Origin of the sequence: Lentzea fradiae (genome assembly GCF_900100955.1) — a bacterium.
Lineage (GTDB): Bacteria > Actinomycetota > Actinomycetes > Mycobacteriales > Pseudonocardiaceae > Lentzea > Lentzea fradiae.
Window position 1 is genome coordinate 411037 of record NZ_FNCC01000004.1, and the last position, 17684, is coordinate 428720.

At 69.2% G+C, this 17684-nt stretch carries 14 protein-coding genes; 11 read left to right on the forward strand and 3 right to left on the reverse strand.

Going from position 1 to position 17684, the window contains the following annotated elements; genetic code table 11:
- Positions 1-8: 8 nt before the first annotated feature.
- The gene (locus tag BLT23_RS11690) at positions 9-716 is read right to left on the reverse strand and encodes a hypothetical protein (protein ID WP_143035903.1); all 708 of its coding nucleotides are present in this window, start codon (positions 714-716) and stop codon (positions 9-11) included.
- A gap of 215 nt (positions 717-931) precedes the next feature.
- Between BLT23_RS11690 and BLT23_RS11695 the strand changes: the two genes are divergently transcribed.
- The 3 genes from BLT23_RS11695 (at position 932) to BLT23_RS11705 (ending at position 4088) form a co-directional block, all read left to right on the forward strand.
- Positions 932-1849 (forward strand): GGDEF domain-containing protein, encoded by a 918-nt coding sequence (locus BLT23_RS11695; protein WP_090048386.1) that lies wholly within the window; start codon positions 932-934, stop codon positions 1847-1849.
- A 206-nt stretch (positions 1850-2055) separates the two neighbouring features.
- Positions 2056-2862, forward strand: a complete 807-nt coding sequence (locus tag BLT23_RS11700) for a P-loop NTPase family protein (RefSeq protein ID WP_176946697.1) — start codon at positions 2056-2058, stop codon at positions 2860-2862.
- Between the two features lie 29 nt (positions 2863-2891).
- A complete protein-coding gene (locus BLT23_RS11705; protein ID WP_090048390.1) occupies positions 2892-4088 on the forward strand; it encodes a tetratricopeptide repeat protein in 1197 nt (398 codons plus the stop codon).
- 103 nt (positions 4089-4191) lie between these two features.
- On the opposite strand, the gene BLT23_RS11710 is transcribed toward BLT23_RS11705, so the two are convergent.
- Complete coding sequence (locus BLT23_RS11710) at positions 4192-5313, reverse strand: hypothetical protein (protein ID WP_090048391.1); 1122 nt, start codon at positions 5311-5313, stop codon at positions 4192-4194.
- Between the two features lie 231 nt (positions 5314-5544).
- Between BLT23_RS11710 and BLT23_RS11715 the strand changes: the two genes are divergently transcribed.
- From BLT23_RS11715 to BLT23_RS11725, 4 genes are all read left to right on the forward strand, one after another.
- Positions 5545-8493 (forward strand): AfsR/SARP family transcriptional regulator, encoded by a 2949-nt coding sequence (locus BLT23_RS11715; RefSeq protein WP_090048393.1) that lies wholly within the window; start codon positions 5545-5547, stop codon positions 8491-8493.
- A 533-nt stretch (positions 8494-9026) separates the two neighbouring features.
- On the forward strand, positions 9027-10565 hold the full coding sequence (locus BLT23_RS11720; protein ID WP_090048394.1) for an SdrD B-like domain-containing protein: 1539 nt from the start codon (positions 9027-9029) through the stop codon (positions 10563-10565).
- 10 nt (positions 10566-10575) lie between these two features.
- Positions 10576-10704: a hypothetical protein gene (locus BLT23_RS42035; protein WP_281248833.1), complete on the forward strand. Its 129-nt coding sequence runs from the start codon at positions 10576-10578 to the stop codon at positions 10702-10704.
- Between the two features lie 93 nt (positions 10705-10797).
- The gene (locus BLT23_RS11725) at positions 10798-12888 is read left to right on the forward strand and encodes a M6 family metalloprotease domain-containing protein (RefSeq protein WP_090048609.1); all 2091 of its coding nucleotides are present in this window, start codon (positions 10798-10800) and stop codon (positions 12886-12888) included.
- Between the two features lie 39 nt (positions 12889-12927).
- On the opposite strand, the gene BLT23_RS11730 is transcribed toward BLT23_RS11725, so the two are convergent.
- Positions 12928-14379 (reverse strand): LLM class flavin-dependent oxidoreductase, encoded by a 1452-nt coding sequence (locus tag BLT23_RS11730; RefSeq protein WP_090048395.1) that lies wholly within the window; start codon positions 14377-14379, stop codon positions 12928-12930.
- A 64-nt stretch (positions 14380-14443) separates the two neighbouring features.
- On the opposite strand from BLT23_RS11730, the gene BLT23_RS11735 reads away from it, so the two are divergent.
- The 4 genes from BLT23_RS11735 (at position 14444) to BLT23_RS11750 (ending at position 17500) form a co-directional block, all read left to right on the forward strand.
- Positions 14444-14926 (forward strand): MarR family winged helix-turn-helix transcriptional regulator, encoded by a 483-nt coding sequence (locus BLT23_RS11735; protein ID WP_245743900.1) that lies wholly within the window; start codon positions 14444-14446, stop codon positions 14924-14926.
- 126 nt (positions 14927-15052) lie between these two features.
- Positions 15053-16174, forward strand: coding sequence for an ABC transporter permease (locus tag BLT23_RS11740; RefSeq protein ID WP_090048398.1), 1122 nt, complete (start codon positions 15053-15055; stop codon positions 16172-16174).
- Positions 16171-16875 (forward strand): ABC transporter ATP-binding protein, encoded by a 705-nt coding sequence (locus BLT23_RS11745; RefSeq protein ID WP_090048400.1) that lies wholly within the window; start codon positions 16171-16173, stop codon positions 16873-16875. The genes BLT23_RS11740 and BLT23_RS11745 overlap by 4 nt, the downstream gene beginning before the upstream one ends.
- Positions 16876-16888: 13 nt before the next feature.
- The gene (locus tag BLT23_RS11750) at positions 16889-17500 is read left to right on the forward strand and encodes a TetR/AcrR family transcriptional regulator (RefSeq protein ID WP_090048401.1); all 612 of its coding nucleotides are present in this window, start codon (positions 16889-16891) and stop codon (positions 17498-17500) included.
- Positions 17501-17684 lie beyond the last annotated feature (184 nt).

The window sequence follows — 17684 nt, forward strand, 5'->3', positions numbered from 1 at the left end:
TGTCGTCATCAGGTGTGGTCCGGGAACGCGCGACGGCTGTTCAACGGGAACGACCAGCCCTCACCGCCCTCGAGGGCCTGCCGGAACCCTTCCACCGCGGCGGCTCTGGCCTGAGGGGACAGGTCGCCGGTGCGTTCCGCCAGGCGGGTGACGAACTCGACGACGCCGAGCTCGCGCAGCGCCAGGAAGTCGGTGAGCTCCGAGTCGACCCGCGCCGCGAGGTCGTCGTCGAAGAAGTACGCGGGGTCGGCGCCGAAGTGGTCGGCCAGGCCCAGGATGTGCTTGAGGCGCGGGTTGCCGCTCGCCGAGCTGAGCAGCTCGCGGATGTAGCTCGCGGAGATGCTGCCGAACTGCCCTGAGGAGCTGATCGACGCCGCGACCTCCTCCGGCGACCACGGCCCGCGGTCCGGCGGGTGCACGGCCTCGAAGAGCGTCGCCACCGCACCGGCGCGCCAGCCGGGCCGTTCCCCGGGGTGCAGCTCGCGGCGGCCGCCGACGAAGACGGCCGGGTGCACGCCGAGCGCGCCGGCGAGGTCGACGATCGCCTGGCAGGTGGGGTTGTCCTTGACGCCGAGCCGCAGCTGGGAGATGTAGCCGTGGCCGATGTCGCCGCCCCGTGTCCTGACCGCGGCGGAGAGCCCCACGTTGGTGACCTTGCCACGGCCGTCGGGCGGGTTGTTGCACAGCTCGTTGAGGACCTCGGCGAACGGCCTCACGCCACACCTCCGCTGGAGCGTCTCCAGGCCAGCGATCTTTCCACTGCTGTGGAACCCGGTGAGCATATGGCATCACAGGGGTTGAATCCATCACTGCGTGTCCCTATGATCACACTCCGCCGCTTGCACTGGTGTGTCGCGTTTGATCCGAACGACGTCACTTCAGTTGAAGGTGGCAGATCGGGCCGGTCCGAAGCCGAAGCGTGGGGGGACTCATGGCGACTGCGCGGACAGGAACAGGTCCCCTGCGCCTGTACGACGAGAGCACGCCGGCGCGCTGCGGCGCGTGCGCGCAACCCGTCGGCGCCTGGTCCACCGACAAGCTGACCGGCCTGCTGGGCCGCTGGGGCTGGGACGACCAGGCCCCCGCCGTCTACCGCCGCGCCCAGCACCGCTGGGAACAGGTCGCCCTGCTCATGATCGACCTGGACCGCTTCAAGAAGATCAACGACGAGTACGGCCACCCCGCGGGCGACGTCGTGCTGAGCGACGTGGCCACCGTTTTGGCCGCGAGCACCCGCCCCACGGACCTGGTGTGCCGCTACGGCGGCGACGAGTTCCTGGTGCTCCTGCCGGGCACGTCCGCCACCGACGCCGCCTGCGTCGCGGAGAGCGTGCTGCGCGGCATCCGGGCCCTGCGCTCCGAGGTGACGACGAACGACGGTCACCACGTGACGCTGTACGACCAGACCGCGTCCATCGGCGTCGCCTCCCACGTCCCCGGCCCCGAGGACACCCTCATCGACCTGGTCCGCGACACGGACGCGGCCCTCCAGCGGGCGAAGCGCAACGGCCGGGCCCGAGTCCAGGTGCACGACCCGCGCGCCGTCATGATGGACCGCAAGTGCGACACCGCGGCCCTCCAGCACCTGGTCGCGTTGCAGGCCCTGATGAGCAGCGACCAGCTGCCCCAGGTGCTGGTCGCGCTCTCGGAGGCGCCGAAGTCGATGGAGGAGCTGGTCGGCTCACTGGGCCCGCGCGTGATCCTCACCCTCGAACGGTTGCAGGACAACGGTTTCGTGATCCGCCGCGCGACACGCTACGAGCTGACGGCCGCCGCCCGCGAGTGGATCAGCGACGTGCTGCCCGCCGTGGCGGCGTGGACGACCCGCCACCACGGCGTGCCGCGCTAGTCCGTCCGCGTCTGCCGATCGATCCCACCATCTGGCGAACGTGGATCGGCCGGGTGCTGTGGACGAACTCCAAGTCGTACCTTGGTCGGGGGGTGATGCGGGTGGCGGGAGTGGAGAACACCGTGTCCGGGACCGCACGGGGGAACGTCGTGCAGGCCGGGTCGATCGGAACGTTGCACATTCATTCCTCGCCACCTGGAAATGTTGTGCCGCAACAGTTGCCGCCCGCGCCACGGCTGTTCGTCAGCCGATCCGAGGAGCTGACCGAGCTCGACAGGTGGCACGCGGACGAGGAACGGCAGCTGCTGGTCGTGATCAGCGGACCGGGTGGTGTCGGCAAGACCTCCCTGGCGCTCAGGTGGCTGCACGGCGCGCGCGACAGGTTCCCCGACGGCCAGCTCTACGTCGATCTCGGCGCGCACGCGGACACTCCGGCCCAGCCGGACGAGGTGCTCGAATGGTTCCTGGGGGCGCTGGGGGTGGAAGTGCCGCCGCCGAGCCTCGCGCAGCGCCAAGCCCTCTTCAGATCCCTGACCGCCGACAGGGCGTTCTCGATCCTGCTGGACAACGCCGCCAGTGCCGCTCAGGTCCGGCCTTTGCTGCCCGCGTCGCCGTGCTGCGCCGTCGTCGTGACGAGCCGGTGGCGCCTCAGCCCGCTCGGCGTGGACGGCGCGCGGTTCGTCGAGGTCGACCCGATGGACGTGGGTGACTCGGTCGAGCTGCTGGAACAGGTGGTCGGCGAGCCCCGGCTCGCGGAGGAGGCCGACGCCGCGCGTGAGCTGGCCCGGTTGTGCGGAGGGCTGCCGATCGCGCTGGGGGTGATCGGTGCGCGGCTGTCCAGGAGGCCCAGGCGCACGCTGGCCAAGGAGGTCGACGAGCTGAGGACCGAGACGAGCCGCCTGGCGAGTCTCGACCTCGACGACTCGACCTCGACGACTCGACCTCGGTCAGCGCCGTCCTCGACCTCTCCTATGTGGACCTGCCGCCACGCCAGGCGCGGCTCTACCGCTTGAGTTCGTGGCATCCGGGACCGAGTTTCGGGGTGGGGGCCGCGGCGGCGATGGTCGCGGACGACGTCGGCGAGGTCGAGGACGATCTCGACGACCTCGTCGAGAAGAACCTCCTCGACGAGGTGGGCGACGATCGCTTCAGGTTCCACGACCTGCTGAGACTGCACGCGCGCGAGAAGGACGACGCCGAGCGTGAGGAGGCGATCCACCGGGTGGTGGAGTTCTACCTGGATCGCGCCGTCGTCGCGGACTCGGCCGCGATTCCCGGCCGCCCCCGCGTCGGCCTTCGTTTCAAGTCGGCAGACCCGGACGCGTTCGAGTCGAGGGCAGCGGCGCTCGACTGGCTCGACCACGAGCGCGACAACCTGGTGCAGGCGTTGCGCGCCGCCGCCGTCCACGGCTGGCCGGACCTCGTCTGGCAGCTGGCGGAGGGGATGTACGCGCTGTTCCAGCGGCGGCACCACTACTCGGACTGGCTGTTCACCCACGAGCGCGGTGTCCTCGCGGCGCAGGAGTGCGGGGAACCGGTCGCCGAGGCCCGGCTGCGCAACCAGCTCGCGGTGGCGTTGCGCAACCTCGGCCGCCTCGACGACGCCGCCGAGCAGATCCGTGCGGTTCTGGAGCTGGCGGGCGAGCACGACCTGGGCAGCCGCGCGACCGCCCTCGTGCAGCTCGGCTACACCTACCGTCTGAAAGGCGAGCTCGACGTCGCGCTGCGGTACTTCCGCGAGGGAGTCGACGTCGAGACCCGCCACGAGCGAGTCAGGGGGATCGGCCTCGCTCGCCGTCGTGTCGGTGAGGTCCTCATCGAGATGGGTCGTCCCGAAGAGGCGATCATCGAGCTGCGGGAATCCGAGGCGTTGCTGGACAACGTCGTCGACAAGGCACGCGCACGGATGTTCCAGGCTCGTGCGCTCCTCCACACCTCGAGTTTCGGTGAGGCTTCCCGGCTCGCCCACGACGTTCTCACCGATCTTCGCGACGCCGGGTCACCGCCGCACGTCGCCGACGTGTTCGAGCTGCTGGGCGAGATCGCCGAACGGCAGCGCGACCTCGTCCAGGCTCGTGACCACTACCGCTCTGCCTTGTCCTGCTACGGCGAATCCTTCGACCCGAGCGCCGGCCGTCTCCGAGACCGGCTCGCCGCACTGGATGGGGACGACGACGAGCGAGCACCCGACATACCGCCGCAGCACCACCGCGGCGGCGGCGAACGCGGTGACAGCTGACCGTTCAGGCGCCACGAGCAGCACGTCCGCCAGCGACCACCAGCTGACCGGCGCCCGGTCACACCGGACGAACAGCACTCCGTCTCTCCGCACCACGCCCTCGTCAACGCGCATGGGGCACCGGTGAGACGGGCACGGCGTGTGCAGGCTCGGGAATGCCGAGCAGCCGGTACATGGTCGCGCGCAGGATCGCACCGGACTGGTCGAGCCGCGAACTCACCAGTTCTGCGAAACCCGGAACCCGCACGGCGTCCGTCAGATCACCGGCGTACCGGGGGACGGCCTCCCGCAACTTGTCAGCCAGGCTGCCGCGGCGCACGTCAGGACAGGTGGCGAGCAACATGCGGGCACCGACGGCCGCGGCGTACGCCGTCGTCGAACCGAAATCGCCGACGACCACGTCGCTCGCGACAACCGTTGCACGCCAACCTTCTTCGGGTGGAATGACGATGACGTCACAGTTCGCGAGCCACGACCGCACCTGCCACTCGCCGTGCACCGCCCAGATGTTCGGATGCAGCACCGCGGCAACCCTAGCGGTGGTGGGCAGTTCCCGGTACAGCTCGGGACACCGGAAGAAGGCCGACTCCGCGGTCCACGTGGAACTGATCGTGACGAGTGTGTCGCCAGGGCCGACACCCAGCGCCCGCCGGTACTGCTCGCGGAACGGCAGACTGGCCCGCATGCGGTCGAGGCAGATGTCACCGGCGACGACCGCGGCCGGCAACGCCTCGGGACAAGACCGCGCGAGCAACCGCAGTTCGTCGTCGTGCGAAAGGACGATCGCCGACGCGGGCACTCTCCCGTCACGCACGAGCATCTGCCGATCGAGCCCGTGCACCGGCCGCGCCCCCGATCCGGCCGCCCTCACCCGCTGCCGGGACTTCACCGCGCCGGCACCGTGCGGCAACACCAGCACCGGCCCAGGAGCCTTCTCGACGAAGCGGTAGCTGGCCGCGAGCACGAGGTCGAACTCGTGCTGCAACGCCATCTCCCACGGAACGACGAGCCCGCCGACGGCGCGGATGAACCGCGCTGTGCTCTCGTCCGGCTCGGGCTGTGTGAAGTAGGTCTGCACGCGGAAGTCGCCGTCCAGCAACGGCAACAGGTCGAGCAACCGCGTGCCCGCCACGACGCTGGGCACGACCACCAACACCCTGCGGCATCCCGGCACGGTCGCCCGGTGCGCACCCCCTGCTCCGAGCGGGGTGGTGAACCAGTTCATCCAGTCCTCCATCGGTCGAAGTGATGGGAAGACCGTCGCGCCCGGAGTGTTCATCGAGCTGTCAAAAACTGTTCGCGCACTTCACGGCAGTCCTGATCAAGGTTCCCGGACCACTTCCGTGTCCATTCACGCGTTCATGTCAATGGACTGTCAGCGATCTGTCATCTTCGGCCGAACGAGTCCGTTGCGTTGGTGTTGAACGGGGAGGACACTCTTTGGCGGGGATGAGGGGTGGCGCTCGTGGACGCGCGATTCACAATTTTGGGCCCAACCGGAATTCGAGTCGGCGACCGCGTCGACACGCAATGGGGCCGGCCGAGGGAGCGAGCCCTGCTCGCCGTCCTGCTGACGCGGCCGGGAACCTTCGTGCCTGCAGCGGAGCTGATCGACTGGATCTGGCCGGACCGGAGCGAACTGCCGCGGAATCCGAAGCAGGCGCTGTACCTCTATTCCTCGCGGCTGCGCGCGAAACTCGAATCTTTGCCGAACCGGGTGGAATTGTCGACTCGTAACGGTGCTTATCGGATCGACGTCGGCCGAAAGGCTGTGGACTACTTCCGGTTCCTCGACCAGGTCGACCGGGCGCGTGAACTCTCCGCGCTCGGAGATCATCGGCAAGCTCTGAGCGAGATTCGGTCCGCATTCGCGATCTGGCGCCACCAGGTCCCTCTGCAAGACCTGCGGTCCGACCGTGCCGAGACCTGGCGCCGCAACGTCCTGATGAACCGGTTGATGCCCGCGTACGACCTCTTGTGCCAAGAACTGCTGGCGCTCGGCGAGCACCAGCAGGTGATCGACGAGCTCGACGACCTGGAGCTCGACTACCGAATTCACCACGGGTTGCTGAAACGGAGGCTGCACGCGCTGTACCGGCTGATGAGGACCGAGGAGGCCAGTCGGCTCTACCTGACCGTGCACAAGGCCCTCCGGGCCGAGCCGAACGACGCCGCTGCCGACTCCCTTCGCAAGTTCCACGACGGGCTGCAGAAGGGCCGGACCGAGTCCGTGAAACCGGCGGCCCGGGCTCCCGAGGTCCTGACGCCGCAACAACTACCGCTCGACGTCCCGTTGTTCGTCGGTCACGAGGACAAGTTCGCGGCCTTGGACCACGTGGCGTCCGAAGCGGGTCTCGTCCTCGTCAGCGGCCAAGGCGGGGTCGGCAAGACCGCGTTCGCCGTGCACTGGGCGCACACCCGGCGGACGAGGTTCCCAGGTGGAGTCCTCTTCGCCGACTTGCAGGGGTTCTCCGATGGCGCGGTCTTGGACGCCGCCACGGTCGTCGACCGGTTCCTGCTCGCGCTCGGCGTGCGGCCGGACCAGATCACGAACCCCGATCACCGCATGGCCAGGCTCCAGTCGCTGGTGTCCGGACGCCGGTTGCTCGTGCTGCTGGACAACGCGTACGACACGGAGCAGATCCGCCAGCTCCTTCCGCTGTTCTCGTCCTGCCTCGTCATCGTGACCAGTCGTTCACGCCTGTCCGGCTTGGCCGCCCGCCTGGCCCCCCACCGGATCTCGATCGACCCGCTCGGTGAGAACGCGGCCGCGCGCCTGCTCCTCGACCGCATCGGCGAGCGCGCCGAAAACACCGAGGCGCTCGCCGAGCTGACCAGGGTGTGCAGCGGTTTGCCGATCGCGCTGAAAGTTCTTGCCAACCACATCGCGACACGTCCGAACGTGCGGCTGAGCGCGTTCGTCGACCACTTCCGCGAGCGCGGCGTTCTCGACATCGGAACGATGCACGGCCCGCGTGCGGTGTTCATGCAGTCGTTGCGTGCCTTGGAACCTGACGCACGCTTGCTCTTCCGCACGATCGGTGTCCATCCGGGGCCGGACATCAGCGTGAGCACCGCCGCCGCGATGGTGGCGTTGCCGACCAGGAGAGTGCACGCGGCGTTCGACACCCTTGTGGAGGCGACCCTCGTCGAGCAGGCGAACGACCTGGACAGGTTCAAGCTACACGACCTGTTGCGGGAGTTCTCCAGCGGCCTGCTCGACGATCCGCAGGAGCGGATGCTGATCGAGCGCCGCATGTTCGACTTCTACCTGCGCACGGCGGAGAACGCCGACATGACGTTGTTCCCGGGAATGGTCCGGGTGCTCACTTCTTCTACTGGTTCGGAATTCGGAGCGCTGGAGTTCAAAGACGCCTCCGAAGCGGAACGTTGGTGCATGGCCGAGGTGCAGACGGTGCTGGCGGTGGTTCGTCTTTCGGTCGAGACCGGTGCTTACTCCTACGCGGTTCAGATTCCCCCGCTGATGGAAATCTGGCCGCGCCGCGGGATGACCGCCGAGATGCTTTCCGCGCTGCGCCTCGGGCTCGCGGCCACGAAGGCACTGGGCGAATCCTCCACCGAGGCCGCGGCTGATCTGATGCAGCAGATCGGGCACAGCCACCTGGTGCGGCAGGAGTACCGGCAGGCCGAGCACTACGTCCATTCCGCGCATATCGCCTACCTGCAGGCAGGCGGTGACCAGAGATCCGGTATCGCGAGCTGCCTGCACACTGGTGCACGAATACTGGTGGCCACCGGAAACATCCAGATGGGGATAGACTCCCACGAGCGGGCGTTGTCCTTGATCAGAGAGATCGACGAACGCGGTCTGGAGACCTTCTTCCTCTTTCGTGCCGGAGAGGCATATCAGAAGGCTTTCGAGTACGAGCGGGCCGCCTCCTACTACCACCAAGCGTTGATGCTGGCTCGCGCCCAGGAAGATGAATGGGCGGAAGCCACCGTTCTGCAGTTGCTCGGTTCGCTCAGCTTCTCGCGGGAACGTGTCGGCGAGGCGCGTGCCTTTGCTCAGAACAGCCTGTGGAAGTACGCCGGGCAACGCGCCATCGGCGCCGTGGGTGAGGTACTGACGCTCCTGTGTCAAATAGAGGAGGAGGCGGGCAACGTCTGGGAGGCGACCCAGTACGCCCGTCAGGCCGTCCGGTTCTGCGGACATGTCGGTGCGTCACTCAGCGAGGCCACTGCTCTGTGCGTGCTCGCTCGGATCCTCGGGCGCGCCGGTCGGCGAGAGGCGGCGGTGGAGGCGTTGGAGCGGGCCTGGCCGCTGCTCGTCGAGCAGGATGCGGAGCGGGCGAGCCGAGTCGCGGCGGAACTGGAACGTCTTCGTTCTGAAATTGACCTGCCTGAGCCTCGATCGGGGTCACCCGTTTTTCATCCCGAACCGTGAAGGTCGTCGATTGACGTTGATGTAGTGTTCTTCAGGCCAAAGATCCACTCTTCTGGATCACTCAATCGAGTGAGCTGCCAGAGTTGACGTGACGCCCCGTGGGCCTGTATCCATTCCACACCCCCGGGCAACATCTTGGCCCACCTCCAGGTAGTAGAACATTCATCAAGGAGCACAAGATCACTCGCTTCGCAGCGGTTTTGGTTTTCCTGCTGGGCGTGAGCGCGGTTCCGGCTGAGCCCGTAATGGTTCAGACCACCGAGGCTTCTTCGGTTGCGACGGGATGGAGCAGTCGTCATCACGTCACGTAGAAGGGCGATGACCGGACAGAAGAGCAGGCGGCAGTCTGCTCGAAGACCGGCTGGCCGCGGATAATCCTGAACTTGATTCACCTTGGTGTTCCGGGAGGCAGGCTTGCCACCTCCCGGAACGCCAACCGCGGTGCTCAACAATCCTGGCAGCAGTGACGTTGGAGGTTCATCGGAAGACTGACCATTGGGGGAACAGTGGCCGACAGACCTCTCAGACGCGCGATGATCGAATCAGGCGCCGTGATCACGGCCGCGCTGCTCGCTTTAGGGGCCGCTCCGGCCGCCCAGGCCCAAGAGCCCGCGGCCCTCCGCACCACCGTGGAACTGGACAAGTCGCACTACCTCCTCCACGAGGACATGCGCATGAAGTTCACCATCACCAACGTCGGCGGTCAGGCCGCCGAACGCGTCCGTTTCCCCTTCCCACAAGGAGTTCCCGGCTACGAAAGGTGGGACTGGGGCGAGCTGAAAGACGGCGGCAACGGCGTGCGGATCGGCCCGGGGGAGACGCAGGTCTTCGAGTTCTCCGGCGGAGTCGCAGACCGTTACAACGGGAGCAACCAGACGGCCGGTATCGCCGACGGCTGGTTCGACTACATCGGCAGGCAGGACAACGCCGAGGACCGGTTCAGCGCGCTCGCCACCGTCACGCCGACCGAGGGCGACCTGGGTGGTGTCGTCTACGGCGACAGCAACCACAACGGCCGGATGGACGCGGGTGAAGCGCTCGCAGGGACGCTCGTCCAGATCTGGGGCGGTCGCGGAATGACCGCGCAGCGCACCACCGGCGCCGACGGGCGGTTCCTGTTCGAGAAGACGCCCGGCGGTCGCTGGCTCGTCGGCTACACGCACCCCGATGGCTGGGTGGCGCCCAACGAGAACGTGCTCATCACGCCGCAAGGTGCCGACCTCGCCGTGCGGGCCGAACGTCCGGCCGCGGACTCGCTCGGGGCGACGCTGGTCCTCGACCAGGAGAGCTACCAGCCCCAGCAGGCCGTCACGATGACGGTCACGCTGACCAACGACGGCACGCGCCCGATCGAGGGCGTGCAGGCGACGTGTCTCGACTACGGCCGCAAGAACTACCTTGGTGTGCAAGCGAACTGGGGCGAGCTGGCACCGAACGGCGCGGGTGTGGGTGTGCCGGTGGGGGAGAGCAGGACGTTCCACGTCACCGACGTCGTGCCGCAGGAAGCCGTTGCGGCGGGGGAAGTTCTCGCGGTGTGCCGGTTCGGGCCGCAGGTGCTGAACGGGAAGGGATACGTCGAGGCGACTGCCCGGGCGGCTGTCCCCGGCGGGTTCGGGTCCGTGGCGGGGCGGCTGTGGCACGACCGGAACCGGAACTACGTCGGTGACGAGGACGAGGGTGTCGCGAACGTCCGGGTCGTGTTGCGCGACCGGCACACGGACGCGGTGACGGGCGAGGCGGTGTCCGACGCGACGGGGATGCTGAGGTTCGACCGCGTGCCCGCCGGTTCGCACCGTGCGCACGTCGAAGGCGCGTGGACGTACCCGAGTCCGATCGAGCGCGAGGTCACGGTCGTGGCGGACCGCGAGGCGTGGCTGGGGATCTCGCTCGAACCCGCCGCGTCCGATCCGGGAGGTCCCGGTCCGGAGCAGCAGAAGGCGAAGCCGGCGCTCGCGAGGACGGGTCCGTCCGCGCCCGGCCTGGCGTTGCTGGGGGTGCTGCTCGTGGCGCTCGGAGTCGTCGCACGCGTGATGGGCAGGAATCGAGAAGCTCGGTCCGGCGGCCGCACCTAGCGTCGGAGGCATGTGCTTCATGTTCGGTGCGAGCGAGGAACAGGTGCGTCGGCTGCTCGCCGACGAGGAGGTCCGTGCCGGTCAGGAGAACGCGACCGGTGCGGACCCGCCAGGGGGAGAGCGCGCCGGGCCGCCCTGAGGTGTCCGGGTGATCCGTTCCCGGTGACGACCGGGAACGGTCCCCGACGATCGACGGTGGCTGACCGGGACCGCCGTGCACCACGGTGGTGGCATGGACCGCAGACACCGGCGCCCTGCCCTGCTGATCACCGCGTTCCTCTCGGTCGCGATGGTCACCGCCGGCAACTCCGCCGCCGCCCCCACTCCCGAGCAGCCGCCGAACCACTGGCAGTACAACCACTGGCCCCAGCAGCAGCCGTGGCAGCAGTCCCGCGACTCCGCCCGTGTGCTCGCGCAGGACGGGTTCCCTGGCCCGATCGACCCGCAGAACTGGGTCAACCCCGACCACATGACGTGGGAGCGGGACTACACGAAGATCCCCGGCACCAACTGGGCCGACCCGTCGGTCCGGGGGTCGGTGCGCAACTTCAAGGGCGCGCTCGTCCTGCTGGACTACCCGAACCAGCCGTTCGTCGTCACGCAGGCCGCCAACTCCACGGTGTTCGGCAACCCGAGCACCGAGGCGAGCAACGTCCCGCGCGACCGGGTCGGGCAGTTCTACGAGGACTTCCTGAACAAGCCCAACGTGCTCAACCGCGGCCACACCGTGCACGAGTACTGGATGGAGACCTCCGGCGGGCGCTACGGCGTCGAGCTGAAGGCGTTCGGCCCGTACACGATGCCGGGCAAGGACCACGAGTACGCGATGGAGTTCCAGGGCGGCACCGGCTGCCCGGCCGGGGACAACTGCAACCGCAACATCCGCACGGACGGCCGTGCCGCGTGGGTGGCCGACGTCGGCGCGGAGGTGCCTGCGGGCTACGACTTCATCTACTACCTGTCGGCGGGCCAGGACGAGTCCGGCACCTGGCAGGAGTTCGGGATGATGAAGTTCCGCACCAAGGAGGACGTGACCGACGACTTCGGCCCACCGGACCCGGCGCTGCCGAACTGGTCGCGCACCCGGTACGTCGACTGGACCTCGTGGGCGGCGGGGTCGGCGATCTGGCCGAACGCGGGCGGCGGCTCGTCCACCCAGGCCGAGAGCTCCGGCCAGGGCGTCTACGCGCACGAGCTGAGCCACCTCCTCGGCATCGGTGACAACTACAACAACCCGTACGGCAACCCGCCGCGCCGTGACTACAGCGGCCCGTGGGACATGCTGTCGCGCGGCTCGTTCAACGGTCCCGGCGGCCCGCACTCGCGGTGGACGATCCCGGCCACCGGCGGCGGGTCGATGGGCGCCCAGCAGACGTTCCGCAACCGCATCAAGCTCGGCATCATCGACGAGCGCAACGTGCTGCGGCTGTCCCGCGAGGCGCTGGCCGGCTCCGGGACGGTCATCGCGAAGATCACCGCCCGCGAGGTCGACCCCGGCCCGGCGGGGCTGACGGGCATCAACCTCGCGCTGGGCACCGGCGACAAGACGCCGTCCTGCAACGTGAACACCGACCCGTTCTGCGACGGCGGCGGTTACAACAACTACACGCTCGAAGTCGTCGACCGCATGGGTTCCGACTCGTTCACCCCGGACTCGGGCGTGCTGCTGGCCAAGACCAAGAACGCCGACGCCGCACCGTTCACGTGGGTGATCGACGCCAACCCGCAGGACATCGGCATGACCGACCACGTCCTGCCCGACGGCACGAAGGTGCCGATCACGATCGGCGACTACCGCCAGCTGTCGGACGCCCTCTTCCACGCGGGCACGAACTCGGGCAGCGAGTTCGAGTTCGTCGACCAGGCCAACCGGCTGCACTTCTACGTGCTGGACGTGCAGCGCGACGCGCGGGGCGTCCTGTCCTACACGGTCGCGGTGCGGTCCCTGGACGGCGCCGGACCGCAGCAGCGCGGCGTGCGGGTCACGCCGGCCGCCGCTCGTGCCGCTTCCTCGGGGGTGGCGACGTGCCGCTTCCGGCTGACCAACACCGGCCGCGCCGCGCCGCCCACCGCGCAGCACCCGGAGCCCGTCGACCAGTACCTCGGCGGCGACGTCTACCGGGTGTCGGCGAAGGCGGCCGACGGCTGGACCGTCTCGTTGCCGAACGCGTTGGCCACGGCCGAGTTCGGTGACACGGTCGACGTTCCGGTGCACGCCCGGCGCACCGGCGGCCCGGTCATGGGGAAGGTGACGCTGACGGCCGTCTCCGAGAGCAACCCCGGGAGGTCCGCGACCGCCAGCTGCACGGTGACCAGCCGCTGACGCCGGTGGCTCCGGGCCTCTCCGGCCCGGAGCACGCGCTCAGTAGTGGTACGGGATGCGTGCGATCGGCTCGACCAGCTCACGCTCCTCATAGGACAGATGCGACAGCAACGTGTCCGTGAGCAGGTCGACCGCGTCCGACACCTCCGTGATCCGCTGGGGCTCGGCGACCGTGCTGACCAGGGCGGCGTCCAGCCGTTCGAGCACCTCGTGGATGACGTGGTGCTCCTCGGTCAGCCGGTCGAGCACGGGCCCCAGCCGGGCGTCCCCCGCCCGCAGCTGCGGGTAGAGGCTGCGGTCCTCCAGCGTGTGGTGGATGGTCACCAGCCGGCAGTACGACTCGCAGTACGCGCCCATCGTCCAGTTGTTCTGCCGCATGGTCATCGCGTTGATCTCGTCCCGCGCGTCGCCCACGCCCAGCACACCGTCGGCGACCTTGCGCACCAGCGCGCGGATCTTCGTGAGCTCCTCCCGCAGGTGGTTGTGCACGCCGACGAGCTGACGGCTGTGCGTCCGCCCCGCGTTGGTGTACACGGCATCCGGTTCGGGCTTCGGACCGCGCGGACGCTTCGACTCGTCCCACGGACTCGTCGGCGAAAGCCGCTTCCCGTCGTCAGGCGTGGGCGTCACGCCCAGCGCTTTTGGGAGGGCGGTGCGCTCCTTCGCCACGATCTCCCGGACGGCCGGTGCCACGTCCTCCGCGAACGTCCGCAGCTCGTCGTCGTTCTCGACCACGAGGATGAACCCGCTGACGCCGTGGTCGAGCGCCAGCCCGGCGAGCTGTTCGGCCGTGAAGCCGGGCGAGATGTTGTAGAGGCGCCTGACGTCCTGGGGTGATCGTCCGGCCTCGTGCGCCGCGTCGTCGATGACCGCGTTCATCGACGCCAGCTGCTCCGGCGGCGCGTACGCGCTCGACGGCAGCCACCCGTCGGCGGCGCGCCCGGTGAGTTGCAGCATCCGCTTCTTGTAGGCGCCGAGCCAGATCCCGACGTCGTGCACCGGGAACGGCCCCGGCCGCGCCCCGTCGAGCGAGTAGTGCTCCCCCTGGACTCGCGCACCCCGCCCCGGCGTCCACAACGCCCTGATGACGGTGATCGCCTCCTCCAGCGCCCTCACCGACTCGCCGGGCGTCCGCCGCGGCCCGCCCATCGCCGCGATGGCGTCCCAGAACGCCCCGGCGCCGAGCCCCAGCTCGACCCGCCCGCCGGTGACGACGTCCAGGCTCGCCACCGCGCGCGCCAGCACGGCCGGTGGCCGCAGCGGCAGGTTGGCGACGTTGGGGAACACCCGCACATTCGTCGTGCTCGCGGCGATGACCGCCAGCGAGGTCCACGTGTCGAGGTGCGTGGCGTTGTACGGGTGGTCCTGGATGCTGACCAGCTCCAGTCCGAGCACGTCAGCGGCCTTCGCCAAGCGGAGCGTGTCGGCGAACCGCGCCGCCGTGGGCGGGAGGAACACGCCGAACTCCAGCGGGTGACCGTAGTCTGTCATGCCGAAAGTATGCCACGCAGATGTTCTGCTGTGCAGACGTTCTGTCGTGGCTATCATTGGCCGGGTGACCGCTCTCTCGGACGACTTCGGCTGGACCTTGGGCGTCGTCTTCCGCGCCTTCGTCAAGGCGACCAATGCGGCGGTCGGCGACCTCCCAGGAGGCCACCGCGGCTACCAGGTCCTGAGCGCGTCCGTCCGCGACCGGCCGGAGAGCCAGTCCGCGCTCTGCCGGCAGCTCGGCGTCGACCGCACGGTGATGACCTACCTGCTGGACGACCTGGAAGCGGCGTCACTCGTCGTCCGCAAACCCGCGCCCACCGACCGCCGGACCCGCCTCGTGGTGGCCACCGACACCGGCCGCGACCGGTTGCGCGAACTGGACCTCCGGCTCGCGCACGCCGAGGCGCACGTGCTGTCCGGGCTGTCCGAGGAGGACCGGGCGGCGTTCAAGGGCCTGCTCCGCCGGGTGGCCGGGCACGTGAACGAGCTGGACCCGGTGCCGAGCGCCTGCCAGGCCGTGCAGGACATCGCGGCGAGCACCTCGTAGCCCCGTCTGTGACCCCACCGGGTGTCGCCTTGCGATGTCCGATTAGCGTAGTTTCTCACACGCCCGAAACTTGCCGACATCGTGTCGGTATGGTTGTCGACATGATGTCGGTTAAAAGGGGGCGCTGTGTTCCTCGCCCTGCGTGAACTCGTCTTCGCTCGTGGCCGGTTCGCCCTCATGGGCTCCGTGGTCGCGCTCATCGCGATCCTCATGGTGCTGCTGTCGGGCCTGTCGGTCGGTCTCGTGAACGACGGCGTCTCCGGCTTGAAGAAGCTGCCGGTGTCGGCGTTCTCCTTCCAGAAGGGCACCTCCACGGACGGCGCCTTCTCCCGGTCGACGGTGGACGTGAGCGTCGCCGAGACCTGGCGGGGACGTTCCGGCGTCGAGGACGCCGCCCCCTTCGGCAACACGCTGGTGAACGCCAAGACCGACTCGGGGGTCGACATCGACCTCGCGCTGTTCGGGGTGGAACCGGGCAGCTTCGTCGCCCCGCAGGCGACCAACGGTGAGAAGCTGAGCGACCGCGGCACCGTCCTGCTGGGACAGACGGCCGAGGAGGCCGGTGTCCGGATCGGGGACACCGTCGTCGTCGACCAGCTCGAGACGCCGTTGAAGGTCACCGGTTTCCTCGACGGCCAGCACACCTTCGGGCACGTCGACGTCGGCTACCTCGACCTGCGGACGTGGCAGGAGATCCGGGCAGGCGTCCGCCAGGGCGAAGAGGTGCCCGCGCACGTCTACGACCAGGTCACCGCGATCGCCCTGAAGGGCGACGGCATCGACCTCGCGGCCGGTGACGAGGCGCTGGAGACCAAGTCGCTGACGCTGGAGGAGTCCTTCGGCGCGTCGCCGGGCTACTCCGCGGAGACCTCGACGCTGGACCTGATCCAGGTCTTCCTCTACGCCATCTCGGCACTGGTGGTGGGCGCGTTCTTCACCGTCGTCACCATCCAGCGCAAGCACGAGATCGCGGTGCTGCGCGCGATGGGGTCCAGCACCGGCAGGCTGCTGCGCGACTCGCTCGCGCAGTCGCTGATCCTGCTGGTCGCCGCGTCGGCGGTCGGCGTCGGGCTCGGCGTCGCCATGGGCGCCGCGATCTCCGGGGCGCCGATGCCGTTCCAGCTCGACTTCGGCTCGATCGGCGCCGCGACCGCCGGGCTCATCGTGCTCGGCGTGATCGGTGCCGGCGTGGCCGTGCTGCGCATCACCCGCGTCGACCCGCTGACCGCACTGGGAGGTTCCCGATGAGCGCCAAGGACGTCCCTGGCCTCGTCCTCGACTCCGTCACGCTCGAGCACGGTGACGGCGAGGAGATGGTCACGGCCCTCGACAACGTGAGCCTCGTGGTCGAGCCCGGCGAGTTCGTCGCCATCGTCGGCCCGTCCGGGTCCGGCAAGTCGAGCCTCCTCGCGGTGGCGGGCGCCCTGGTGCCGCCCACCAGCGGGAAGGTGCAGGTTGGCGGTGTCGAGCTGACCGGGATGAAGCCCAAGGAGCTCACCCGCCTGCGCCGCGACCACATCGGCTTCGTCTTCCAGTCCGGCAACCTGGTGCCCGCGCTGACGGCGCTGGACCAGCTCCGGCTGCCGATCACGTTCGGCAAGAAGGTCGAGCCGCGCGACCCGGCCACGCTGCTGAAGGAGGTCGGCATGGACCACCGCGCCGACCGCCGCCCGCACCAGCTCTCGGGTGGTGAACGCCAGCGCGTCGGCATCGCGCGGGCGCTCGTCACGCGGCCGGACCTGCTGCTCGTCGACGAGCCCACCGCCGCCCTGGACCGCCAGCGCAGCCAGGAGATCGTCGGCCTGCTCGCCCGCGAAGCCCACGAGCACGGTGTCGCGACCGTGATGGTGACGCACGACCACGACGTGCTGCACCACTGCGACAGGGTGCTGTCGATGGTCGACGGTATCTTGAGCGAGTACGTCCCGCAGACCGTTTCCGCCCGCTGACAGAGGTTCGCACGTGCCCCGCATCCAGGCCCCGACCGTCGCCGAGCACCGCGCCCGGCAACGCCAGGCGATCCTGGACGCGGCGCGGGCGCTGCTCGCCGAGAACGGCGAGGCGCCCTCGCTCGCGGCCGTGGGGGCACGTGCGGGCCTGGCCAGGTCCAGCGTCTACGAGTACTTCTCGTCGCGCGGTGATCTCCTGGCCGGAGTGGTCGCCGACGTCCTGCCCGCCTGGGCGGACAGGATCGTCGAGGCCGTCGAAGCCGCCCCGACGCCCGGTGAGCGCGTCTGGGCCTACGTGACCGCGAACGTCGAGCTGTTCGCGGGTTCCGAACAGGCCGTAGCCCGCGCCCTCACGAGCGTGGTGGACCCGGCCGTCCTGGCAGCGCCGATGGAGGAGTTCCACGACTCGCTGCAGAAACCGCTCCTCGCCGCTTTGCGCGCGCACGGCGAAGCCCAGCCCGAGGTGATGGCGGACATCATCGGTTCGATGGTGGTCCGCGCGAGCCGCGACCTGTGGTCGCCCAACAAGCGCACCGTCAAGCGCCGCCTCGACGCGGCGCTGGCCATGCTGCGCCGCCTCCTCGGTCCCTATCTCCAGCTCCCGGACGACTCGGCGGCGAAGTAAGCGCTGTGTGAGCGCGATCACCCAAGCCTCTCCAAGAGAGTGATCTGCGCGAGCACGGCTCGTCGCCGTGGTGACCATCGGCCTGACCGTCATCGCCGGTCCCGGCATCGCTTTCGCGACCGCGGGGACGGAGGTCCGCGGCAGCCGGGCCCAGCCGACGCGGCAGCCCGCCGAACCGCTCCAG